This window comes from Pseudomonas sp. AC112 (genome assembly GCF_979253545.1).
The window spans coordinates 2,950,892-2,974,679 of the sequence record NZ_CEEDCM010000001.1 but is presented as its reverse complement, the minus strand read 5'-3'; the positions used below and the strand labels follow the sequence as shown (position 1 = coordinate 2,974,679).

The following is a 23,788-nucleotide window of genomic DNA, read 5'->3' as shown; positions in this document are numbered from 1 at the left end:
AGGTTATTAGGTATTTGTCAGAATCGTTGCATTTTGCGGGTTTGTAGCGCAACCGTCACGGATAAAGTGCGGGGTTGCAACTTGTTGTAGCCGGCCGCATAACGTAAGGCATGAACCTACCTGAATCCACGGACACGGTCCTGGACGGCTTCCACCCCGCTGTCAGCACCTGGTTCCGCAGCACGTTCCCTTCGGTGACAGGCGCCCAGGCCCAGGCGTGGCCGCTGATCCGCCAGCGCCAATCGACCTTGATCGCCGCGCCCACTGGCTCCGGCAAGACCCTCACGGCGTTCCTGGCGGTACTGGATGACCTGGTCCACCAAGGCCTGGCCCACGGTGGTGAGTTGCCGGATGAAACCCTGGTGGTCTACGTGTCGCCGCTCAAGGCGCTGTCCAACGACATCCAGATCAACCTGCAAAACCCACTCGCCGGGATCACTGAGCACCTGCAGAACCTCGGCCTGCCGCCGCTGGTCATCCGCACCGCCGTGCGCACCGGCGACACCCCGCAAAAAGACCGCGCGCAGATGCGCAAGCGCCCGCCGCATATCCTGGTGACCACGCCGGAATCGCTCTATGTGCTGCTGGGCTCGGACTCCGGTCGCCAGATGCTCGCCAGCACGCGCACGGTGATCGTCGATGAAATCCACGCCATCGCCGCCGGCAAACGGGGCAGCCACCTGGCCTTGAGCCTGGAACGCCTGCAAGGCCTGTGCGCCGGGCCGCTGATGCGCATCGGCTTGTCGGCTACGCAAAAGCCCATCGACGCGGTGTCGCGATTCCTGGTGGGCAGCGGCCGGGCATGCGCGATTGTGGACATCGGCCACGCCCGCCCGCGCGATCTGGATATCGAGGTGCCCCCCGTGCCGCTCTCGGCGGTAATGGCCAACGATGTGTGGGAGCTGGTCTACGACCGCCTCGCCGACCTGGCGCGCGAGCACCGCACCACGCTGGTGTTCGTCAACACCCGGCGCCTGGCCGAACGCCTGGCCCGGCATTTGAGCGAGCGCCTGGGCAAAACCGCGGTGGCCGCCCACCACGGCAGCCTGGCCAAGGAAATGCGCCTGGACGCCGAGCAGCGCCTCAAGGGCGGCGAGCTGCAAGTGCTGATCGCCACTGCGTCCCTGGAATTGGGGATTGATATCGGCGATGTGGACCTGGTCTGCCAGATCGGCTCGCCCGGCTCCATCAACGGTTTTCTGCAAAGAGTCGGCCGCTCCGGGCACCAGGTGGGCGGCACGCCCAAGGGACGCCTGTTCGCCACCACCCGCGACGACCTGATCGAATGCGCCGCCCTGCTCGACTGCGTGCGCCGGGGCGAACTCGACACGCTGCACATTCCCGTGGCGCCCCTGGATGTGCTGGCCCAACAAATCATCGCCGAAGTCAGCGCCCAGGAATGGTCCGAGCAGGCGTTGCTGGACCTCATCCACCGCGCCGCACCTTACGCCACGCTGGATGAACGCCACTACCAGGCGCTGCTGCAGATGCTCGCCGAGGGCTACAACGGGCGCCAGGGTATCCGCAGCGCCTACCTGCACCGCGACGCGCTGACGCGCACCCTGCGCGGCCGGCGGGGCGCCAAGCTGACCGCCGTGACCAGTGGCGGCACCATCCCTGACAACGCTGACTACAGCGTATTGCTCGAACCGCAGAGCCTGAACATCGGCAGCGTCAACGAAGACTTCGCGGTGGAAAGCATCGCCGGGGATATCTTCCAGCTCGGTAACACGTCCTACAGAATTCTGCGGGTCGACGCCGGCAAAGTGCGGGTCGAGGACGCCCATGGCCAGCCGCCGACCATCCCCTTCTGGCTCGGTGAAGCGCCGGGGCGCAGCAACGAACTGTCGGCGGCGGTCGCGCGCCTCCAGGGCCAACTGGATGCGTTGCTCAGTGCTACGCCGGGCGAGCTGCACGCCGCTCAGGAATGGCTCACCGGCACCCTCGGCCTGAACCGCGCCAGCGCCGAGCAGATCCTCGATTACCTGGCGCGCACGCGCTTGGCCCTGGGTGCGTTGCCGTCCCAGGACACGTTGATCATGGAGCGGTTTTTCGACGCATCCGGCGGCACGCAATTGATCATCCACACGCCGTTCGGCAGTCGCGTCAACCGCGCCTGGGGCCTGGCCCTGCGCAAGCGATTCTGCCGCACATTCAATTTCGAATTGCAGGCGGCCGCCAGCGAAAATGCGATCGTGCTGTCGCTGTCCACCAGCCACAGTTTCGAGCTGGATGAAGTGTGGCGTTACCTCAATAGCCACAGCGCCGAACACATCCTGATCCAGGCTGTGCTGGATGCGCCACTGTTCGGCGTGCGTTGGCGCTGGAATGCCGGTGTGGCGCTGGCGTTGCCGCGCTACACCGGAGGACGCAAGGTCGCGCCGCAGATCCAGCGCATGAAAAGCGAAGACCTGATCGCCAGTGTGTTCCCCGACCAGATCGCCTGCCTGGAAAACCTCGCTGGCGAGCGCGAAGTGCCCGAGCATCCATTGGTGGAACAAACCCTCGATGACTGCCTGCACGAAGCCATGGACAGCGACGCCTGGCTGGCCCTGCTGCGACGCATGGAGCGCGGCGACGTGCGCCTGATCAGCCGCGACCTGCCGGCGCCCTCCCCCATGGCTGCGGAAATTCTCAGCGCGCGGCCCTACACCTTTCTCGACGATGCGCCGCTGGAAGAACGGCGCACCCAGGCCGTGCTCAACCGGCGCTGGAGCGACCCGCAGAGCACCGACGACCTCGGCGCCCTGGATGCGGAGGCCATCGCTGGCGTGCGCGAAGAAGCGTGGCCGGCGCCCAACGGGCTGGATGAAATGCATGAGGCGCTGATGAGCCTGGCGTGCATCGCCAGCAGCGAAGTCACCCCGCAATGGGCGCAGTGGCTGCAGGCGTTGGCCAAGAGTGGTCGCGCCTATCAACTGCACACTCACTTGCACACCCGCCTGTGGGTCGCGGTTGAACGCCTGAGTTGTGTGCAGACAATCTACCCCGGCAATGTGCCGTTGCTGCCCGGTTTCGATGAGCCCTGGACCCTTGAGGAGGCCGTGACCGAAGTGCTGCGCGCGCGCCTCGGTGGGTTCGGCCCACTGAGCCTGATCGAGATCGCCGCGCCCCTGGCCTTGCCGGTGGCGGATGTGACCCAGGCACTCGCCCGCCTGGAGCAGGAAGGCTACGTGCTGCGCGGGCATTTCAGCCCTGGCGCCACCCAGGAGCAATGGTGCGAACGCCACCTGCTGGCGCGCATCCATCGCTACACGGTCAAGCGCCTGCGCCGGGAAATCGAGCCGGTGGCATTGCAGGACTTCATGCGTTTTCTGTTCGATTGGCAGCACGTGTCCGACAGCACCCGTGGCCAGGGCAGCGCGATGTTGCCGCAGATCGTCGGGCAGTTCGAAGGCTATGCCGCCGCCACGTCCGCCTGGGACAGCGACCTGCTCAGTGCACGCCTCAAGGACTATTCCTCCACCTGGCTTGACGCGCTGTGCCGCAGCGGCAAGCTGGTGTGGACGCGCTTGAGCAACAAGACCAGCGCCATCGCATTGCGCAGCACGCCGGTGGTGTTGCTGCCACGCAGCCAAGTGGGGCTGTGGAGCGGCCTCACCGAACTCACTGACGCCACCACGCTGTCGCCCAAGGCGCAAAAGGTGCACCAGGCCCTGCGCGATCACGGCGCGCTGTTTTTTGATGAACTGGTGCACGAAGCCCACTTGCTGCGCAGTGAACTGGAAACCGCCTTGCAGGAACTGGTAGGCGCCGGGTTGGTGAACGCCGACAGCTTCGCCGGCCTGCGCGCCCTGACCACCCCCGCCAGTAAACGCCAAGCGCGCAGCAGCCGGCGTGGGCGCGGGGCGTTTGTGGGCGGTATGGACGATGCGGGTCGCTGGGCGCTGGTCCGGCGCCCGTCGACCGCCGCCGGCCCGCACTCGGCCGAAACCCTGGAGCATGTGGCGATGACCCTGCTGCGCCGCTATGGCGTGGTGTTCTGGCGCCTGCTGGAACGCGAGGCAGAATGGCTGCCGAGTTGGCGCGAACTGCTGCGCACCTTTCACCGCCTGGAAGCGCGCGGGGAGATCCGTGGCGGGCGGTTTGTGAGTGGCTTGGCGGGGGAGCAATTTGCGTTGCCGGAGGCGATTCCATTGCTGCGTGAAGTGCGGCGTCGGCCCCATGATGGGAGTTTGATTGCAGTATGTGGCGCGGACCCGTTGAACCTGGTGGGCACGCTGTTGCCAGGCAGCAAGGTGCCGGCAGTGAGTGGCAATCGAGTTGTGTACCGGGATGGGTTGCCGGCAGCGGTGATGGTGGCGGGTAAGCAGCAGGTGTTGCTGGAGGTGGATCAGCAGGTGATTCAGGAAAAATTGATCAGGCATTGAGCCTGTATTGACCCTGCTGCCCTCATCGCGGGCAAGCCCGGCTCCCACATGGGAGTGCATTCCAAGTATGGGAGCTGGCTTGCCTGCGATGAGGCCTCAACCGTCAACATCACTTATTGAGGCCTGGGCTGCTCCGTCAACACCACCGACGCCGGCAACTCCTCATCCGGCTCATCCACCTGCGGCGTACGCTTGGGCAACAGCACCTGCTGTGGATAAGTCTGCGCGAAGTGCACCTCATCACAGTTATCCACAAGTTTTTTCAACCGCTGGTTAAACGCACGACTCACCGCATATTGCCCGCCCGACACGGTGCGGAACTGCGCGGTGAGTACGACGCCGTTAAGGTCCATTTTGTCGACGCCAAACACCTCCAGCGGCCCTTGCAGGTTGTACTTGAGGAACACGTCATCGCGGATCGACTGCCCCGCTTCGCGGATCAACTCCACGGCTTTGTCCACGTCCGTGTCGTAGGTGAACTGCACCGAGAAGAACGCGTAGGCGAATTGTCGCGACTGGTTGGTGACCGCCTTGATTTGCCCGAACGGCACCGAGTGCACAAAGCCCTTGCCGTCGCGCAGGCGCAAGGTGCGGATGGTCAGGCCTTCGACCGTGCCGGCGTGGCCGGAGTCGAGTACCACCCAGTCGCCAATGGACAGGGTGTCTTCGATGATGATGAACAGGCCGGTGATCACGTCCTGCACCAGTTGCTGCGAACCGAAACCGATGGCCAGGCCGACCACCCCGGCACCTGCCAGCAGCGGCGCAACGTTGATACCCAGGTTGGCCATGGTGGTGATCGCGCAAATCACCACCAGGATGATTTTCACCGCATTGCGCAGCAACGGCAGGATGGTCTTGACCCGCGTGCTGGGCTGGCGGCTGGAGCGTTTGTTGACTGGTGGTTTCAACGCTTCCTGGATGGCCGTGTCGAGCACCACCCAGAACAGCCAGGTCATCAGCAGGATCAGGCCGATGCTGCTGAGCGAGTCGCTGATCGCGCGGCCAATCGAGTTGCGCTCGGCGAATTCAAACAACGACACGCCCCAGATGCGCCCGAGGACCTCGATAAATGCCACCGCCATTACGATGCGCAACAGCGCATGCAGCAGACTGAGGAAGCGCTCTTTGTAGGCACTGCTGCGCTGGATCGCCACTTGGCTGCGGGATTTGAACAGGTGTTGCAGTACCGTGCTGAGGAATACCGTGCCAATCAGCAAGATCGTCGTGAACAACGCACAGCGCAGCACCTTCTGGTTGTCGTCGCCGGCCCCGATCAGGTTGATCGCCGAGACCAGCACCATCAGCAGGATCGGCCAGTACCACAGCCCCGAAAAGATGCGCAGTGATTGCTGCAAGGCCGGGTGTTTGAGGCGCTGGGCCAATGGCCGGTTGCGGATCAAGTGGGCAACCGGGCGGCGCAGGCGAACCACCAGCACACCGAAGATCACCGTCGCAAACAGGCCGGTGAAGACCGCGATGCTGCTGGTGATATTGCCGCCCAATTGGCGTGCGATCTGCGGGCTGGTCAAGGCGTCGCTGAGGGCGGCGAGGAAGCCGATCAGGAACAGCGGCTTGGGGCAGTAGTCGCGAATGATCTGCACCGCTGGGCGCTTGTGTCCGACATTGAACATGACGATCACGCACAGCAGCATCGAGGTAGAAAAGATGCCGCTGCTGGTGGCGTAGGCAAAACACAGCGCCAGCGCGCGCCCCACGGAGGTGGGCAGAAAATGGCTGACATACAGCGTGAGAGGCAGGCACACCAGCGCCGGCAGTGTGTAAGGCACTACATAGCCCAGCACGGAGTGGAGACGGTGGCGCCGTTCGAAAAACGTGCGCTGCCCCAGGCGCCGCACAATCACACGCCCCAGTAACGTCAGCAGCGTAAAGGCGCCGATCCACACACCGGACAACAACAAAAAGTCCCCGGCGACGCTCCACGGCGAGCGCTCAGTGGTTTGGTTGACCAGGCGGCCGACTTCGTTCGCGGCCCGGTCGGCACGCAGGCGCCATTCGTCAATGAAGTTCTGGTTGAGGTCCAGCTTCTGCTGCACATCATCGATGCTGGAGCTGATCGCCCCGAGAAGCCCGCCCTCCACCAACAATTCCGGCTTGGCCGGCGCTTCGGGTTCAGGCGCGGTGGCCGCGGCTTGCAGTGCGCCGCTGCCGCAAAACAGCAGCGCGCCGAGCAGTAATGCAGTCTTTGGATTCAGCAAAACACCGGGCTCCTTCAACAGGGTCTGTAAGGAACTGACGGGTTTGAGCCTTGATCGTTCCCCTTTTGCGGCATCTTTGACTTGCAGGCAAATATCAAATGCCAATCCCTGGCTTTTTCAGCAACTGCCGACACCCGACACTGCGCTCCTGATTGAAACCCACCGGAGTTGCAGCCATGCCCATTGCCTTGCTCGCGCTGACCCTCAGCGCTTTCGCCATCGGGACGACCGAGTTCGTCATCGTTGGCTTGCTACCCACCATTGGCGCCGACCTCGGCGTCGACCTGCCCTCCGCCGGCCTGCTGGTCAGCCTCTACGCCCTGGGCGTGGCCATCGGCGCGCCGGTGCTCACGGCCCTTACCGGCAAGGTGCCGCGCAAATTCCTGCTGCTGTCGCTGATGGTGCTGTTCACCCTCGGCAACCTGCTGGCCTGGAAGGCGCCGAGCTATGAATCCCTGGTGCTGGCGCGGATCGTCACCGGCCTGGCCCACGGCGTGTTTTTCTCGATTGGCTCGACCATCGCCACCAGCCTGGTGCCCAAGGAAAAAGCCGCCAGTGCGATTGCGATCATGTTTACCGGCCTGACCGTCGCACTGGTCACCGGCGTGCCGCTGGGTACGTTTATCGGCCAGCATTTCGGCTGGCGTGAAACCTTCCTCGCCGTTTCGGCGCTGGGTGTGATCGCGTTTATCGGCAGCCTGATCTACGTGCCGAACAACATCGCCCACAGCAAACCCGCGTCCTTGCTGCAGCAACTGCACGTGCTCAAGCAACCGCGCTTGCTGCTGGTATACGCCATGACGGCCATCGGCTACGGCGGCTCGTTTATCGCATTCACTTTCCTGGCGCCGATCCTTCAGGATATTTCTGGCTTCAGCGCCAGCACCGTGAGCCTGGTGCTGCTGGTGTACGGCGTATCGGTCGCCGCCGGCAACATCTGGGGCGGCAAGCTGGCGGATAAACGCGGCCCGATCAGCGCGCTGAAAATTATCTTCGCCCTGCTCGCCGCCGTGTTGTTCGTGCTGACCTTCACCGCCGGCACCCCCTGGCTGGCCCTGGCCACCGTGCTGGTGTGGGGTGCGGTCGCTTTCGGTAACGTGCCGGGCCTGCAGGTGTATGTGGTGCGCCAGGCTGAGCATCACACGCCGCAAGCGGTGGATGTGGCCTCGGGGCTCAATATCGCCGCGTTCAACCTGGGGATCGCCGGTGGCGCCTGGGCGGGTGGTTTGATCGTGGCGCATATGGGGCTGATTCACACCGCCTGGATCGGTGGGCTGGTGGTGCTGGTGGCATTGGCACTGACCGCCTGGAGTGGCCGACTTGATCGGTTGGGGCCGGTGTATGCCGAGTCGTCGACCCGGGTCGTGGCCGGGCACTGACTCGCTCCCACAGTTGGTTTATGCCGTCTGTAGGAAGCTGGAAACTTTCGGTCAAAAATCGTAGTCAGCCATAAACGGGGGCCTGGCCCCCACTTCTTTCACAGGAGCAACCATGGCTGCGATACCCGACTGGGTGCCCATCACCCCCAGCGTCGCCATCACACGCTTCACGGTGCTGACGGTCAATATCCACAAGGGCTTCACCGCCCTGAATCGACGTTTCATCCTGCCCGAGCTACGGGAAGCGGTGCGCAGCGTGGGCGCCGACATGGTGTTCCTGCAGGAAATCCACGGCACCCACGAGCGTCACCCCCAGCGCTTCAGCGACTGGCCAAACATGCCGCAATACGAGTTCCTGGCCGACAGCATCTGGCCGCAGTTCGCTTATGGCCGCAATGCGGTCTACCCCCACGGCGACCACGGCAATGCGCTGCTGTCGAAATTCCAGATCGTGCGCCACGACAACCTGGATATTTCCCAAAGCGGCCATGAAAACCGTGGCCTGTTGCACTGCGTGCTGCGCCTGCCGGGCACCGGCCAGGAGGTGCATGCGATCTGTATTCACCTGGGCTTGCGCGAGGTGCATCGCCAACAGCAATTGCGTCTGATCGAGCAGCGCATCAGCGAGATCCCGGCCGACGCGCCGCTGATTGTCGCTGGCGATTTCAATGACTGGCGCCAGAAGGCCGACTTGAGCCAGAGCGGCCTGAAGGAAGTATTCGTGCAAACCCTGGGCAAACCCGCGCGCACCTTCCCAGCGCGCCTGCCGTTGCTGCCGCTGGACCGCATCTACGTACGAAACTTGAAGGTGCACAACCCCCGGGTGCTGACGACGCGGCCCTGGTCCCATCTGTCCGACCATGTGCCGCTGTCGGTGGAGATCGAGCTATGAACGTGGCCATTGAGCATATTTCCACCGATCAGCCGCCCGACGAGGCCAAGGCCCGCGACCTGGATTACGGCTGGCAGAGCGGCAACCAGGTCGAGTTGCTGGAGAACGGCGAGGCGTACTTTCCCAAGGTTTTCGAGGCGCTGCGCGAGGCCCGGCGCGAGATTCTGCTGGAGACCTTCATCCTCTTCGAGGATAAGGTGGGCCATGAATTGCAGGGCATTCTGATCGAAGCCGCGCAGCGCGGCGTGAAGGTGGTGGTGAGCCTGGATGGCTTCGGTTGCGGCGAGCTGAGCCCGGCATTTCTCGGCGAGCTGGCCGAGGCTGGGGTGGCCGTGCAGATGTTCGACCCGGCCTCCAAGACACTGGGCATTCGCACCAATTGGTTTCGCCGCTTGCACCGCAAGATTGTGGTGGTGGACGCCGAGGTCGCGTTCATCGGCGGGATCAATTTTTCCGCCGACCACCTGGGTGATTACGGCCCCGAAGCCAAGCAGGATTACGCGGTTCGCGTGATTGGCCCGGCGGTGGCGGACTTGCATCATTTCGCCCTGGCACAAAGTGGCCGCCAGCCACGCACGCGTCGTGGCTGGCGGCGGCGCCAGCAACGGCCTGCGCTGTGGTCCACCGACAAAGGCGACGGCCAGGTGCGCCTGATTTATCGCGACAATGTGCAGCACCGCGATGACATCGAAGAAGCCTACATCCATGCACTGAGCCAAGCGCAAAAACGCGCGGTGATCGCCAACGCGTATTTCTTCCCCGGCTACCGCCTGCTGCGGGAAATCCGCAATGCCGCGCGACGTGGCGTGCAGGTGCAACTGATCATGCAGGGTCAGCCCGACGTGCTGTTGGCCAAGCTGGCGGCACGCATGCTCTACGACTACCTGCTCAAGGATGGCGTGGTGATTCACGAATATTGCCAGCGCCCGCTGCACGGCAAGGTGGCGCTGGTGGATGACGACTGGAGCACCGTGGGCTCAAGCAACCTGGACCCGCTGAGCCTGGCGTTGAACCTGGAAGCCAACGTGTTGATTCGCGACCGGGCGTTCAATCAGCAGTTGTATGAACGCCTGGAAACCCTGGCCAAGAACCACTGCCAGACCATGCCCGAGAACCGCAAGCCACGCCTGTGGCTGTGGCGCTTGACCGTGGGTTTCCTGGTGTTCCATGTGATGCGCCACTTCCCTGCGCTGACGGGCTGGCTGCCGGCGCACAAACCGCGACTCAAGCCGTTTGAGGCCCAGCACCATGACGTCTGAAACCCAAGGTTCGCGATTCAAGCGTTGGAAAAAACCGCTGACCATCGCCTTCTTCCTGGTGCTGATCGTCCTGTTCACCCTGCTCGCGCGCCGCATCGACTGGAGCGAGGTGGTGCAGACCCTGGGCGACTTCAAGGTGCGCACCTTGGTGATCGCCAGCGCGCTGACGCTGTGCAGTTTCCTGGTCTACGCCAGCTTCGACCTGATCGGTCGCACCTACATTCGCCAGAACCTGGTGTGGAAGCAGATCCTGCCGGTGGGCATCATCAGCTACGCGTTCAACCTCAACCTGAGCGCGTGGGTCGGCGGTATCGCCATGCGTTATCGGCTGTATTCGCGGCTGGGGGTGAGCACCGGCAATATCGCCAAGATCCTCGGCCTGAGCCTGGCCACCAACTGGTTCGGCTATATGGCGATCGCCGGGGTGGTGTTCAGCAGCGGGCTAGTCACCATGCCGCCGGGGTGGAAAGTCAGCACCACGGCGTTGCAAGGCATCGGCGCGCTGTTGGTGCTGGCCAGCCTGGGTTACCTGGTGGCCTGCCAGTTTTCAAAGAAACGCGCGTGGACCATTCGCGGCATGGAGATCAACCTGCCGTCGGTGCGCATGGCGTGCCTGCAGTTGCTGTTGGGCGCGTTGAACTGGTCGCTGATGGCCGCGGTGATCTTCACCCTGCTGCCGGCGAAACTCGACTATCCGCTGGTGCTGGGTGTGCTGTTGATCAGCGCGATTGCCGGGGTGCTCACCCATATCCCGGCCGGGCTGGGCGTGCTGGAGGCGGTGTTTATTGCACTGCTGCAGCATGAGGCGTCGCGGGGCAGTTTGCTCGCCGGGTTGATTGCGTACCGGGCGATCTATTTTATTGTGCCGCTGCTGATTGCGCTGGTGATGTACCTGGGGGTGGAGGCGAAGGCCAAGGCGTTGCGGGTGAAGAAGACACCGGCTTGATCCCTGTCGCGGGCAAGCCAGCGCCTACAGTTTGAATGCGTCCCCTGTAGGAGCCGGCTTGCCGACGATAGCCATCTAAAGGACACCCCCTACTGGGACTGAATGATGCTCAACCGCTCACCCACCACCATCTCGGTGATCCAATCCACCAGGATCGAGGTATAGGCCTGCTGCGACACCGGATCGCTGAGGGAATGGTCGGCGCCATCGATGATGCGATGGGTCAGGGAGTGCGTCTGCTGGCACGCCGCGCGGTAACTCATGATGGTGGCGTGGGGCACATGATCATCGGTTTCAGACTCGACGATCAGCACATCTCCGGTAAACGCCGAGCACGCGTGCAAGGCGCGGTTGGTTTCGGCATGCACCAGCGTGCTGCGGTAATCCATCAGATCGGCCTTATCCAGATCACGCTTGGGCTTGAGCCATTCCTGGTCGCGGTACAGCGCCGGTACGCGCAGCGCCAGCCAGCGCACCGGGCGCAGTGAGGTGAGGATGGCCGCCAGGTACCCGCCGTAGCTGGTGCCCACCACCGCCACCGCCGAGGTGTCGATGGCCGGGTGGGACAACAACCGGTCGTAGGCCGCCAGCAGGTCGCGCAGGTTGTCCTCACGGGTGACGCGGGACAACGGAATGCCGGTGCCGGCGTGGCCACGCAGGTCGAAGGTCAGGCACACACAGCCCAGGCCGGCGATGCCTTTGGCGCGTTCGAGGTCGCGCTCCTGGCTGCCGCCCCAGCCGTGCACAAACAGCACCCCCGGTACTTTGGACTTGGGACTCAGGAAGGTGCCGCTCATCTGTTCGTCGTCGATATCGATCGCAATGCTTTCGCTTCTAGCCGTCATAAGATTTAACCGTCACGTACTTGAGAAGAAACTCGCTGTTTTCCGCCGGCCCGCGATACACCTCGATAGCATCGGCAGGCAGGGGTTGGTCCACGTAGGTTTCCACCGAGGACACGTGGATCGCGCGCAAGCCGGGGTGATTGATAAAACTCTGCAACGCCGCGACTTCCGCGCTGCTCGCCCCGCCCATGCGCCAGGATTGTTCGAGCACGCCACTGCGCCGCTGGCCGTCACTGTCCAGGCCTTGGGCGATGTCGTAATTGCGCCGAGAGGCATAAAAACCCGGGTAGGCCTCATCGGCGGCATTGTCGAAAACCTGGGCTTGTTCGATGGCTTCGCGTACATCACCGGGCAAGTCGAGCGTTAACAGGTTTTCGTAGCCACCGGGCACTACCAGCAGGTTGGAGCCGCCATAGACATCTTCGCCCTGCCCGTCTTTCGTCAGGTATTGCTCGCCGCAGTAGCTGAAAACGTGCTCACCGATAAAGCTCTGGCCGACACTGTGGGTGATCACGTCGTGCAGGTCTTGCTCCAGCACCACGCCTTGATTGAACAGTTCTGCGGCGTCGGGTCGCGCCAGCACGGCGTCGAATTCGTCAAGGCTGTGGATAACTTCCTGCCCACGGCCCGCGCAGGCGTGCACGGGTTTCAAGCGCAGGGGCCCACTGTCGAGCAGGCGGGTGGCGGCGGGCCGTGCGTCCTCCAGGGCGAACACGCTCAAGCCATCCAGCACCACCGGTCGCACACGCTCGCAAAACAATGCCGACCAGCCTTCCGGCGCCTTGGCCTCAGGGCCGAGCAAGCCATGGCTGATCGCTTTGGTGCAGATGAAGTCGTGGTCGACGTACCCGCCCCACAGGTCCTCCGGGCCATTGATGTTGAGCGCCCGCGCCTGCGCTGGGCCGACCAGGGTTTGCGTGGGCAGCAGGTACAGCGCGCGCCCCGCATGCAGATCGGGGTCGTAGCTGCCGCCGAATTTGAGCCCGAGTATCTGCGCCAGCCAGCGCGCCAGGGCGCGGTTGGTTTCGACCTCGTGCAGCGGCGCGCCCTCGCGTGTGGAGTGAGCCACTACCAGCTTCTTGCGTTGAGTTGGGGTCATGCGTCCCCCTTGGCTATCGCGCCCTGTGTGTGCCAAGAAGGTTGCAGGGATCAGGCCAAGGCTATTTCGCAGGAGAAGGTTTTCGAATCAAGCAGTTGCCCGAAAACCAATGGCAGTTGGCCTGCCTCATTCTGCACGACGTTGCGTTGGGGTCGCGGCGTTCTGCACGATTCAGACGCCAAAACGGCTGCGGTAATCGCTGGGCGCCAAGCCGGTGATTTTCTTGAAGGTGGCGCGGAAGGCGCCGGGGTCCTGGTAGCCCACGGTCCAGGCGATATGGTCAATGGTGCCATTGGTGAACTCAAGCATCTGCCGCGCCTTGCCCACACGCAGGTGCTGGCAGTACTCGGTGGGTTTCAAACCGGTGGCATTGCGAAAACGCCGCAGGAACGTACGCGCTTCCAGGCCTGCCTCTTGGGCCATCGCCGCCACGCTAGCCTCCACCGCACCGCTGGCCTGCAGCCAGTGCTGAGCTTTGAGGATGGCTGCATCACCGTGGCCGAGAATCGGCGCAAAGTTGCTGCCGCACTGGCTGGCACTGTCACTGTGCTCGATCACTAGGAAACGCGCCGTATCCGCCGCGATGCTGGGGCCCATCAGGCGGTCGACCAGGCGCAGGCCAAGTTCGGACCAGGCCATCAAGCCGGCGGTGGTGATCAGGTCGCCGTCATCGACGATCGGCTTATCCGCCTCCAGGCGTACGGCCGGGTAGCGGGCTGCGAAGGATTTGGCGGAAGACCAGTGGGTGGTAGCGCTGCGTCCATCAAGCAATCCACTGCGCGCCAGCATGATCGAGCCAATGCACACACCGCCCAGTACCGTGCCCGCCGCGTGTTGCTGGCGAAGCCATCCCAGTAACGCAGGGGGCGCCTGGTCTTCGGTAAACTCCCCGATCGAGGGCGGTACCAGCACGGCCATCATCGGTTGATCCGGGCCGGGGTGGCTGCTGAATACGCGCACCGGTGTGCCGGTCGCATCCACCTGCCAATGGCTGACCCGCAGCAGCGGCAACTGCACGGATTGATGCTCGGCGGCGATCCGGTTGGCCACGCCGAACAGGTCGGTCAGGCCATGCACGGCCGCCAATTGCGCACCTTGGTAGATCAACACGCCCAACTCAACAACGACCATTGTCAGTTTTCCCCCTGTTATTGTCGGTGCAGCCAATCCCAGGTGCAGGCGCCAGCTAAGATACTGAGCCCATCAACCCATCACGAGGCAACACACATGGCCAAGCAAGCGCTCATCCTAATCGATATCCAGAACGACTACTTCCCCCAGGGCAAGTGGCCACTCGACGGCGTGGACGCCGCAGCAGACAAGGCCGCGCAGGTGTTGCAGGCATTCCGCCAGGCGGGCGATGCGGTGATTCACGTGCGTCATGAGTTCACGTCCGAGGATGCGCCGTTCTTCACACCGGGCTCCGAGGGTGCGCATCTGCATAGCAAGGTGTTGAACGAGGGCAGTGAGCCGGTGGTGCTCAAGCACTTCGTGAATGCGTTTCGCGAGACCAACCTGCGCGCCCTGCTGGAACAACGCAGCATCACGGAACTGGTGGTGGTCGGCAGCATGAGCCACATGTGCATCGACGCGGTGGTACGGGCGGCAGCGGACTTGGGCTACAAGGTCACGCTGATCCATGACGCCTGCGCCACGCGGGACCTGGAGTTCAATGGCAAGGTGATCCCGGCGGCGCAGGTACATGACGCTTATATGGCATCACTGGCGTTCGGCTATGCAACCGTAGTGTCGACCGATGAGTTCCTCGCCCCCGTGTAGGAGGCTGCCGGCAATAGCGTCGTTACGGCCTACGCACTGGCAATGATGAAAAGGCGCGGAAAGGGCAACAGCACGGTGCCATCGGCCAGTGCTGGGTACGCCTGGGTAATCCGCGCCTGGTATTCCTGTAGGAAGGCAGCTTTTTCGCTGTCATCCAAAGGCGCGAGGAATGGCCTCAGTGCCGAAGCCTTGAACCACTCCACCACCGCCGCGTGATCCACCAATGGATGCAAATACGTGGTACGCCACACATCGACACTGCTGCAATGCTGACTCAGCAGCTCGTAGTAGTAACCCGCCGCGTGGCGTTCATTGTGTTTGACCGCGCCGATCTTGGCAGACCAAGGGCCATCAGCGGCGACTTCGCGGGCCAGCCGGTGGGCGGGCTCGTCGAGGTTGTCCGGCGTTTGCACCGCCAGCGTACCGCCGGGTGTCAGTTGGCGGACCAGGTGCGGGTACAACGCTGCGTGGTCGGGCAGCCATTGCAGCGACGCATTGGCCAGGATCACATCGAAGGCTTGCGTCGGATGCCACGCCCCGATATCCGCCAGTTCAAAATTCAGCGCCGGCAGCCGTTTGCGGGCGTCGACCAGCATGTCATCGGAGCTGTCCATGCCGGTGACGTGGGCCTGCGGATAACGCTCGGCCAGTACTTCGGTGGAGTTGCCGGGGCCGCAGCCCAGGTCGACGGCGGTATGCACCTCAGTATTCGGGATAGCCGCGACCAGGTCACGAACGGGACGGGTGCGCTGCTGTTCGAACATCGTGTATTGCTTGGCTGACCAGGTCATCACGGCTTTCCTTCTTTTTGAGGTTGGCTACAGCCTAATTCTTGTGAGCCATGAGAACAAATGCCAGGATTGGAGCCCTCCCATACCTGAAAAGTATCCCTATGCTGGAGCTTCGCCAACTCAAGGCCTTCGTCGCCATCGCCGAAGAAGGCTACATCACCCGTGCCGCCGAACGCCTGGGCATGCAGCAACCACCGTTGACCCGAATGCTGCAAAGCCTCGAAGCCGAATTGGGCGTGGTGTTGATGGAGCGCTTACCCCGTGGCGTGCGCCCTACCACTGCCGGGCTCGCCTTGCTGGACGAAGCGCGGGAGATGCTCGCCCAAGCCGAAGGGATTGCAGAGGTAGTACGCCGCGCGGCACGCGGTGAACGCGGGCGGCTGGCGATCGGCTTCACCAGTTCGGCGGCACTGCATCCCTTCGTGCCGAGCGTGCTGCGGCTGTTTCGTGAAACCTTTGTCGGCGTCACCGTGGTGTTGGAGGAAGCCGGTACCGGCGAACTGCTGGACGCGCTGGCGCACGAGAAACTCGACGCGGCGTTTATCCGTTCGCCGCTCAGCGGGACGCAATCGCTGCAAGACGAACCGATCCTGGTGGAGCCCATGCTGCTGGCGCTGCCGACGGACCACCCGCTGGCAAGCGACTTCGCATCCCCCCTGCCCTTGGCGGCCTTGGCGACCGAGTCCTTCGTGCTGTATCGCCGTCGCGTGGGCCTGGGGTTGTATGACGCGATCCTGGTGGCCTGCCGCGAAGCCGGGTTCAGCCCGCAGGTGGTGCAGGAAGCGCCGCGCATGACCGCGACACTGAGCCTGGTAGCGGCTGGGCTTGGGGTGTCCATAGTGCCGGCGTCGATGCAGCGGTTGCGCGGTGACGGCATCGTTTATCGGGCGTTGACGGAGTGCCGGAGCCTGGTGGCGCCGTTGCATTTGGCGACGCGGGTTGGGGATGGCTCGGCGGTGTTGCAACGGTTCAAGGACATGGTCGTCACCGCCGCGTCGACTGAGGCGGATCACGGGTAATAAAAAACCCCCGAGGCCTGAGCCAACGGGGGTTTTGTGCGTTCCGGGTATTAAACCTTAGAACGGGATATCGTCATCAAAGCTGTCGAAATCCGGCGCTGGCTGCGGCGCGGCCTGCTGTGGCGCTGGACGCGACTCACGCTGTGGCTGCTGGCTTGGCTGCGGACGCGACTGCTGTGGACGCGGTGCCGAGTTGGACATGCCGCCCTGGCCCTGTTGGTCGCCCTGTGGACGGCCGCCCAGCAGTTGCATGGTGCCTTGCATGTCGACCACGATTTCGGTGGTGTAACGCTTGATGCCGTCTTTTTCCCACTCGCGGGTCTGCAGCTTGCCTTCGATGTACACCTGCGAACCTTTGCGCAGGTATTCACCGGCGATCTCTGCGACCTTGCCGAACATCGACACACGGTGCCATTCGGTTTTCTCGACCTTCTGGCCGGTCTGCTTGTCGGTCCACTGTTCGCTGGTCGCCAGACTCAGGTTGGTCACGGCGTTACCGTTAGGCAAGTAGCGAACTTCGGGATCCTGGCCGCATGTACCGACCAATATGACTTTGTTAACCCCACGGGCCATAACGTTCTCCTAGGCTGGGCGCGCTGTCGGCACTGGGTTGACCAGTTGCTCGAGCGTCGCGCGATCCAATAATTCGGTGTCCAATTTGATGTAGATGGCGGCTTCTTCAGCGACAACCACGGCATCGGTAACCCCTGTAACGGCCTTAAGGCGCTCGACCAGACCGGCTTCGCGGATCGCTTCAGGCGATAACGGCAAACGCAGACTCGTCACATAGGGAGGTTCGCGCATGGTAACAGCAAAGGCTAGCCAGAGGGCAGCCAGACCTGCGCATCCAAGGAACACAACCGACAAACCGCCATGCTGGAACATCCAGCCACCCATGATGCCGCCCAGTGCAGAACCCAGGAACTGGCTGGTGGAATACACCCCCATCGCCGTCCCTTTACCGCCGGCCGGTGAAACTTTGCTGATCAGCGAAGGCAACGAAGCCTCCAGCAGGTTGAACGCGGTGAAGAACACCACCGTGCCGATTACCAGCGCCCGCAGGCTGTCGCCGAACTGCCAGAAGAATAGCTCAGTGAGCATCAGCGTCGCGACGGCGCCGAGCAGGATTCGTTTCATTTTGCGTTTTTTCTCGCCATAGATAATGAACGGGATCATGGCGAAGAACGAAATCAACAAAGCGGTGAGGTACACCCACCAGTGCTGCTCCTTGGGCAGGCCGGCTTTTTGCACCAGCGCCAGGGGCAAGGCGACGAAGCTGCACATCAGCATTGCGTGCAACACAAAGATACCCAAATCCAGGCGCAGCAGGTCCGGGTGCTTGAGCGTTGGCAGCAATGCCTGGCGGGCGACGCCGGACTCGCGGTGCTGCAACGTGCCGGTAGAGCGCGGCACCATAAAGGCCACGATCACGATACCGAACAACGCCATGCCGCCAGTGGCCAGGAACAGCCCGTGCAGGCCGAATGCGCGGGTCAGCAAGGGGCCAACCACCATCGCCACGGCAAACGACAGGCCGATGGTCATGCCGATCATGGCCATGGCCTTGGTGCGGTGTTGCTCGCGGGTCAGGTCTGACAGCAACGCCATGACGGCCGCGGAAATCGCACCGGCACCTTGCAGGATACGCCCGGCGATCACGCCCCAGATTGAATCGGACTGCGCTGCGAGCACACTGCCGAGGGCGAACACGATCAGCCCCAGGTAGATCACTGGGCGGCGGCCAATGCGGTCGGAAATGATCCCGAACGGGATCTGGAAGATCGCCTGGGTCAGGCCATAGGCGCCAATCGCCAGGCCGATCAATGCGGGGGTCGCACCTGCGAGATCCATCCCATAGGTCGCCAGCACCGGCAACACCATAAACATGCCCAGCATACGGAAGGCGAACACCAGGGCCAGACCGCTTGCCGCTCGGGTCTCGCCGCTACTCATGCGTTCGCTGTGGGGATCGTGCATGGAAAAACCTCGTGTGAACCGGCGGCGATTCTACCAGTCCCATCGATTGAGAGGGTATATGCGGCGCTTTGCCGCGCAGCTTTCATCTAAGGCTGCAAGCGGCCTTTTGACAGTGTATATTCATCCAGTCTTTAGCCGTATACTCCGGCATTATTTACGCCCGCCGTGCGAGGCCATCTTGGACAAGATCCTGATTCGTGGGGCTAGAACCCACAACCTGAAGAACATCGACCTGACCCTGCCCCGGGACAAACTGATCGTCATCACCGGCTTGTCCGGGTCCGGCAAGTCGTCCCTGGCGTTCGACACGCTGTATGCCGAAGGCCAGCGTCGTTATGTGGAATCGCTGTCGGCCTATGCCCGCCAGTTCCTGTCGATGATGGAAAAGCCCGACGTCGACACCATTGAAGGCCTGTCGCCGGCGATCTCCATCGAGCAGAAGTCGACCTCCCATAACCCCCGCTCCACCGTGGGCACCATTACCGAAATCTACGACTACCTGCGCCTGCTGTATGCACGCGTGGGTATTCCGCGTTGCCCGGACCACGACATCCCCCTGGAAGCCCAGACCGTCAGCCAGATGGTCGACCTGGTGCTGGCCCAGCCGGAAGGCGCCAAGCTGATGCTGCTGGCGCCGGTGATCCGTGAGCGCAAGGGCGAACACCTTTCCGTCTTCGAAGAGTTGCGCGCCCAAGGTTTCGTGCGCGCGCGGATCAACGGCAAGCTGTATGAGCTGGACGAAGCGCCGAAGCTCGACAAGCAGAAGAAGCACTCCATTGATGTGGTCGTCGACCGTTTCAAAGTGCGCGCCGATCTGCAGCAGCGCCTGGCGGAATCCTTTGAAACCGCGTTGAAGCTGGCGGACGGCATTGCCCTGGTGGCGCCGATGGACGACGAGCCGGGCGAAGAGATCATCTTCTCCGCGCGCTTTGCCTGCCCGATCTGTGGCCATGCCATCAGCGAGCTGGAACCCAAGCTGTTTTCCTTCAACAACCCGGCCGGCGCCTGCCCGACCTGTGATGGCCTGGGTGTGAAGCAGTTCTTCGACATCAAGCGCCTGGTCAACGGTGACCTGACGCTGGCGGAGGGTGCCATACGCGGCTGGGATAGGCGCAACGTCTATTACTTCCAAATGCTGGGGTCGTTGGCGTCGCACTATAAATTCAGCCTGGAAGTGCCGTTCAACCAACTGCCGGCAGACCAGCAGAAGGTCATCCTCAACGGCAGCGGTTCGCAGAACGTCGACTTCAAGTACCTGAACGACCGTGGCGATATCGTCAAGCGTTCCCACCCGTTCGAAGGCATCGTGCCGAACCTCGAGCGTCGCTACCGCGAGACCGAGTCGGCCAGCGTGCGCGAAGAGTTGGCGAAATTCCTCAGCACCCAGCCCTGCCCGGATTGCCGTGGCACCCGCCTGCGTCGTGAGGCGCGGCATGTGTGGGTGGGCGAGAAGACATTGCCAGCAGTGACCAACCTGCCGATCGGCGATGCCTGTGAGTACTTTGGTGTACTCAAGTTGACCGGTCGCCGTGGCGAAATCGCTGACAAGATCCTCAAGGAAATCCGCGAGCGCTTGCAGTTCCTGGTCAACGTTGGCTTGGATTACCTGTCGCTGGATCGCAGTGCCGACACCTTGTCCGGCGGCGAAGCCCAACGCATTCGGCTGGCCAGCCAGATTGGTGCCGGCCTCGTGGGTGTGTTGTACATCCTCGATGAACCGTCGATCGGCTTGCACCAGCGCGACAACGACCGCCTGCTAGGCACGTTGAAACATCTGCGGGATATCGGCAACACGGTGATTGTGGTCGAGCACGATGAAGACGCAATCCGCCTGGCGGACTACGTGGTCGACATTGGCCCGGGCGCGGGTGTGCATGGCGGACATATCGTAGCCGAGGGCACGCCTGCCGAAGTCATGGCTCATCCCGATTCGCTGACCGGCAAATACCTGTCCGGTCGTGTGAAGATCGAAGTACCGGCCAAACGTACCCCACGCAACAAGAAGCTGGCTCTGCACCTCAAGGGCGCGCGTGGCAACAACTTGCGCAATGTCGACCTGGAAATTCCGCTAGGCCTGCTGACCTGCGTGACCGGGGTTTCCGGCTCGGGCAAATCGACGCTGATCAACAACACACTGTTCCCCTTGAGTGCCACCGCGCTGAATGGCGCGACCACCCTGGAAGCCGCGGCCCATGACAGCATCAAAGGGCTGGAGCATCTGGACAAGGTGGTCGATATCGACCAGAGCCCGATTGGCCGTACACCACGCTCCAACCCGGCAACCTACACCGGTTTGTTCACGCCGATTCGCGAGCTGTTTGCAGGTGTTCCGGAATCCCGTTCACGGGGTTACGGGCCGGGCAGGTTCTCGTTCAACGTCAAGGGTGGTCGCTGTGAAGCATGCCAAGGCGATGGCCTGATCAAAGTGGAGATGCACTTTCTCCCGGACATCTACGTGCCGTGCGATGTGTGCAAGAGCAAGCGCTACAACCGCGAGACCCTGGAGATCAAATACAAGGGCAAGAGCATCCACGAAACCCTCGAGATGACCATCGAGGAAGCGCGGGTGTTCTTCGACGCAGTCCCAGCGCTGGCGCGCAAACTGCAGACGCTGATGGACGTGGGCTTGTCGTACATCAAACTGGGGCAATCGGCGACCACGCTATCAGGTGGTGAGGCGCAGCGGGTGAAGCTGTCCCGCGAGCTGTCCAAGCGCGATACCGGCAAGACCCTGTATATCCTCGATGAGCCGACCACCGGCCTGCACTTCGCGGATATCCAGCAACTGCTGGACGTGCTGCACCGCCTGCGCGACCACGGCAACACGGTGGTGGTGATCGAGCACAACCTTGATGTGATCAAGACCGCGGATTGGCTGGTCGACCTGGGGCCGGAAGGCGGCTCCAAGGGCGGCCAGATCATTGCCGTGGGCACACCGGAGCAAGTCTCCGAAATGCCGCAGTCGCACACCGGTTACTACTTGAAACCCTTGCTGGAACGCGACCGGGCCTGACTTATTCAGGCCCAATGAAAAGCCCCTGTCACTTTACGGTGACAGGGGCTTTTTCGTAGCCGGGAATCAGAACTGCGATTGCAGGTAATTCTCCAGGCCGATCAACTTGATCAGGCCCAACTGCTTTTCAAGCCAGTAGGTGTGATCTTCTTCGGTGTCGTTCAACTGCACCCGTAGGATTTCACGGGTGACGAAGTCGCTGTGCTGCTCACAGAGCTCGATGCCCTTGCAGAGCGCGGCACGGACCTTGTACTCGAGGCGCAGGTCGGCGGCGAGCATGTCAGGTACCGTGGTGCCCACATCCAGGTCATCGGGACGCATACGCGGCGTGCCTTCGAGCATGAGGATACGGCGCATCAGTGCGTCGGCGTGCTGTGCCTCTTCTTCCATCTCGTGGTTGATACGCTCATAGAGCTCGGTAAAGCCCCAGTCTTCGTACATGCGCGAGTGGATGAAATATTGGTCACGAGCAGCCAGTTCGCCCGTCAGCAACGTGTTGAGGTAATCGATTACGTCGGGGTGACCTTGCATCGCCCTACATCTCCCTGCTTGAAAGTCTGTAGTTTGAACCATGATGACTCGAAGGTCACGGGACCAACGGCAGAAAAGTGAAGATTTCCGGAGAAAAGTAGCTGAAATAACGCAAAAACCGCCCAAATGAGGGCGGTTCTGCTTATCGTTTAGAGTTAGTTAAGCGATACACCCAGTGCCTTTGCGATTGCTTCTCCATAAGCAGGATCTGCCTTGTAGAAGTGCTGCAACTGACGCTGGACGACATCACTGGAAACCCCACCCATGGCACCGGCGATGTTACTGGTGAGCAACGCTTTCTGCTCATCACTCATCAGGCGGAACAGCGCACCGGCGTGGCTGTAGTAATCAGTGTCTTCCCGGTGATCGTAACGATCAGCCGCACCGCTCAAGGCCAAAGCAGGCTCAGCGTATTGTGGTGCCTGTTTCGGAGCATCCGCGTAGCTGTTCGGCTCGTAGTTAGGCGCCGCGCCACCATTGCTGCCAAATGCCATTGAGCCATCACGCTGGTAGCTGTTCACAGGGCTGCGTGGAGCGTTGACCGGCAGTTGCTGGTGGTTGGTGCCAACACGATAGCGGTGAGCATCGGCATACGCGAACACACGACCTTGCAGCATACGGTCGGGCGACAGGCCTACACCTGGAACCATGTTGCTAGGACCGAACGCAGCCTGTTCCACCTCTGCGAAGTAGTTTTGCGGGTTGCGGTTCAGCTCCAGTTCGCCGACTTCGATCAACGGGAATTCTTTTTGCGACCAGGTCTTGGTCACGTCGAATGGATTCTCGTAATGAGCGTTGGCCTGGGCCTCGGTCATGATCTGAATGCAGACGCGCCATTTCGGAAAATCACCGCGCTCGATTGCACCAAACAAATCGCGCTGAGCGTAATCAGGGTCAGTACCGGCCAGGCGTGCAGCTTCGGCCGGCGCCAGGTTCTTGATGCCCTGCTTGGTCTTGTAGTGCCACTTGACCCAGTGACGCTCGCCGGCGGCGTTGATCAGGCTGTAGGTGTGGCTGCCGAAGCCGTGCATGTGACGGTAGCCATCAGGGATGCCACGATCCGAGAACAGAATGGTGACCTGGTGCAGCGCCTCCGGAGAGTGCGACCAGAAGTCCCACATCATTTGTGCACTCTTCAGGTTGCTTTGTGGCAGACGCTTCTGAGTGTGAATGAAGTCCGGGAACTTCAATGGGTCGCGTATGAAGAACACTGGGGTGTTGTTACCCACGATGTCCCAGTTGCCTTCTTCGGTGTAGAACTTCAGGGCGAATCCACGTGGATCGCGCTCGGTGTCAGCCGAACCGCGCTCACCGCCTACGGTAGAAAACCGCAGGAAGGTCGGGGTTTGCTTGCCGACGGCCTCAAACAGCTTGGCGCTGGTGTACTGCGTAATGTCTTGGGTAACGGTGAAGGTGCCATAGGCGCCCGAGCCCTTTGCGTGTACACGGCGCTCAGGAATGTTCTCACGGTTGAAGTGGGCAAGCTTCTCGATCAGATGAAAATCGTCGAGCAGCAGCGGGCCACGTGGGCCGGCGGAGCGGGAATTCTGATTATCCGCAACGGGAGCGCCGCTGGCGGTGGTAAGGATTTTATTCTGACTCATGCTCAATTTCCCTCAGGTCGGACTTGGAACTGCCGGCTAATCGGCTTGGAGGAAGTATTGATCAT

At 62.3% G+C, this 23,788-nt stretch carries 17 protein-coding genes; 8 read left to right on the top strand and 9 right to left on the bottom strand.

The window, feature by feature from the left end; genetic code table 11:
- Positions 1-110 precede the first annotated feature (110 nt).
- Positions 111-4,370 carry an Lhr family helicase gene (locus AC0IYN_RS13790; protein WP_471841767.1) on the top strand — a complete coding sequence of 1,420 codons (4,260 nt, stop codon included), beginning with the start codon at positions 111-113 and terminating at the stop codon, positions 4,368-4,370.
- Positions 4,371-4,483: 113 nt separating this feature from the next.
- On the opposite strand, the gene AC0IYN_RS13785 is transcribed toward AC0IYN_RS13790, so the two are convergent.
- The gene (locus AC0IYN_RS13785; RefSeq protein ID WP_458375981.1) at positions 4,484-6,589 is read right to left on the bottom strand and encodes a mechanosensitive ion channel family protein; all 2,106 of its coding nucleotides are present in this window, start codon (positions 6,587-6,589) and stop codon (positions 4,484-4,486) included.
- A gap of 176 nt (positions 6,590-6,765) precedes the next feature.
- Here AC0IYN_RS13785 and AC0IYN_RS13780 point away from each other — a divergent pair, with 176 nt between their 5' ends.
- The 4 genes from AC0IYN_RS13780 to AC0IYN_RS13765 all read left to right on the top strand — a co-directional run bounded on the left by AC0IYN_RS13780 (position 6,766) and on the right by AC0IYN_RS13765 (position 11,065).
- Positions 6,766-7,968, top strand: coding sequence for an MFS transporter (locus tag AC0IYN_RS13780; RefSeq protein ID WP_471841763.1), 1,203 nt, complete (start codon positions 6,766-6,768; stop codon positions 7,966-7,968).
- 112 nt (positions 7,969-8,080) lie between these two features.
- Complete coding sequence (locus AC0IYN_RS13775; RefSeq protein WP_078050388.1) at positions 8,081-8,860, top strand: endonuclease/exonuclease/phosphatase family protein; 780 nt, start codon at positions 8,081-8,083, stop codon at positions 8,858-8,860.
- Positions 8,857-10,119 (top strand): cardiolipin synthase ClsB, encoded by a 1,263-nt coding sequence (gene clsB, locus AC0IYN_RS13770; protein WP_078050389.1) that lies wholly within the window; start codon positions 8,857-8,859, stop codon positions 10,117-10,119. The genes AC0IYN_RS13775 and clsB overlap by 4 nt, the downstream gene beginning before the upstream one ends.
- A complete protein-coding gene (locus AC0IYN_RS13765) occupies positions 10,109-11,065 on the top strand; it encodes a lysylphosphatidylglycerol synthase domain-containing protein (RefSeq protein ID WP_078050390.1) in 957 nt (318 codons plus the stop codon). Before clsB ends, AC0IYN_RS13765 begins: the two co-directional genes overlap by 11 nt.
- 89 nt (positions 11,066-11,154) lie before the next feature.
- Here the strand turns inward: AC0IYN_RS13765 and AC0IYN_RS13760 are convergent, their stop codons facing one another.
- The 3 genes from AC0IYN_RS13760 to AC0IYN_RS13750 all read right to left on the bottom strand — a co-directional run bounded on the left by AC0IYN_RS13760 (position 11,155) and on the right by AC0IYN_RS13750 (position 14,140).
- The gene (locus AC0IYN_RS13760) at positions 11,155-11,910 is read right to left on the bottom strand and encodes an alpha/beta hydrolase family protein (RefSeq protein ID WP_025857195.1); all 756 of its coding nucleotides are present in this window, start codon (positions 11,908-11,910) and stop codon (positions 11,155-11,157) included.
- Positions 11,900-13,009 carry a DUF3182 family protein gene (locus AC0IYN_RS13755; protein WP_457238969.1) on the bottom strand — a complete coding sequence of 370 codons (1,110 nt, stop codon included), beginning with the start codon at positions 13,007-13,009 and terminating at the stop codon, positions 11,900-11,902. Before AC0IYN_RS13755 ends, AC0IYN_RS13760 begins: the two co-directional genes overlap by 11 nt.
- A 171-nt stretch (positions 13,010-13,180) precedes the next feature.
- On the bottom strand, positions 13,181-14,140 hold the full coding sequence (locus tag AC0IYN_RS13750; protein WP_406596842.1) for a GlxA family transcriptional regulator: 960 nt from the start codon (positions 14,138-14,140) through the stop codon (positions 13,181-13,183).
- A 96-nt stretch (positions 14,141-14,236) separates the two neighbouring features.
- Between AC0IYN_RS13750 and AC0IYN_RS13745 the strand changes: the two genes are divergently transcribed.
- Positions 14,237-14,788, top strand: coding sequence for a cysteine hydrolase family protein (locus AC0IYN_RS13745; RefSeq protein WP_457238967.1), 552 nt, complete (start codon positions 14,237-14,239; stop codon positions 14,786-14,788).
- 29 nt (positions 14,789-14,817) lie between these two features.
- Here AC0IYN_RS13745 and tam read toward each other — a convergent pair whose 3' ends face one another.
- On the bottom strand, positions 14,818-15,579 hold the full coding sequence (gene tam / locus AC0IYN_RS13740) for a trans-aconitate 2-methyltransferase (RefSeq protein ID WP_471841751.1): 762 nt from the start codon (positions 15,577-15,579) through the stop codon (positions 14,818-14,820).
- Between the two features lie 101 nt (positions 15,580-15,680).
- Between tam and AC0IYN_RS13735 the strand changes: the two genes are divergently transcribed.
- Complete coding sequence (locus AC0IYN_RS13735; protein ID WP_406596839.1) at positions 15,681-16,598, top strand: LysR family transcriptional regulator; 918 nt, start codon at positions 15,681-15,683, stop codon at positions 16,596-16,598.
- A gap of 57 nt (positions 16,599-16,655) precedes the next feature.
- Here the strand turns inward: AC0IYN_RS13735 and AC0IYN_RS13730 are convergent, their stop codons facing one another.
- Both AC0IYN_RS13730 and AC0IYN_RS13725 read right to left on the bottom strand, forming a co-directional pair.
- Complete coding sequence (locus AC0IYN_RS13730) at positions 16,656-17,171, bottom strand: single-stranded DNA-binding protein (RefSeq protein WP_003232445.1); 516 nt, start codon at positions 17,169-17,171, stop codon at positions 16,656-16,658.
- Between the two features lie 9 nt (positions 17,172-17,180).
- Positions 17,181-18,575 carry an MFS transporter gene (locus tag AC0IYN_RS13725; RefSeq protein ID WP_406596838.1) on the bottom strand — a complete coding sequence of 465 codons (1,395 nt, stop codon included), beginning with the start codon at positions 18,573-18,575 and terminating at the stop codon, positions 17,181-17,183.
- A gap of 178 nt (positions 18,576-18,753) precedes the next feature.
- On the opposite strand from AC0IYN_RS13725, the gene uvrA reads away from it, so the two are divergent.
- A complete protein-coding gene (gene uvrA / locus AC0IYN_RS13720; RefSeq protein ID WP_025857202.1) occupies positions 18,754-21,588 on the top strand; it encodes an excinuclease ABC subunit UvrA in 2,835 nt (944 codons plus the stop codon).
- A gap of 66 nt (positions 21,589-21,654) precedes the next feature.
- Here uvrA and bfr read toward each other — a convergent pair whose 3' ends face one another.
- Together bfr and AC0IYN_RS13710 are read right to left on the bottom strand one after the other, a co-directional pair.
- The gene (gene bfr / locus AC0IYN_RS13715; protein WP_033900044.1) at positions 21,655-22,119 is read right to left on the bottom strand and encodes a bacterioferritin; all 465 of its coding nucleotides are present in this window, start codon (positions 22,117-22,119) and stop codon (positions 21,655-21,657) included.
- Between the two features lie 155 nt (positions 22,120-22,274).
- A complete protein-coding gene (locus tag AC0IYN_RS13710; RefSeq protein ID WP_457238965.1) occupies positions 22,275-23,723 on the bottom strand; it encodes a catalase in 1,449 nt (482 codons plus the stop codon).
- Positions 23,724-23,788 lie beyond the last annotated feature (65 nt).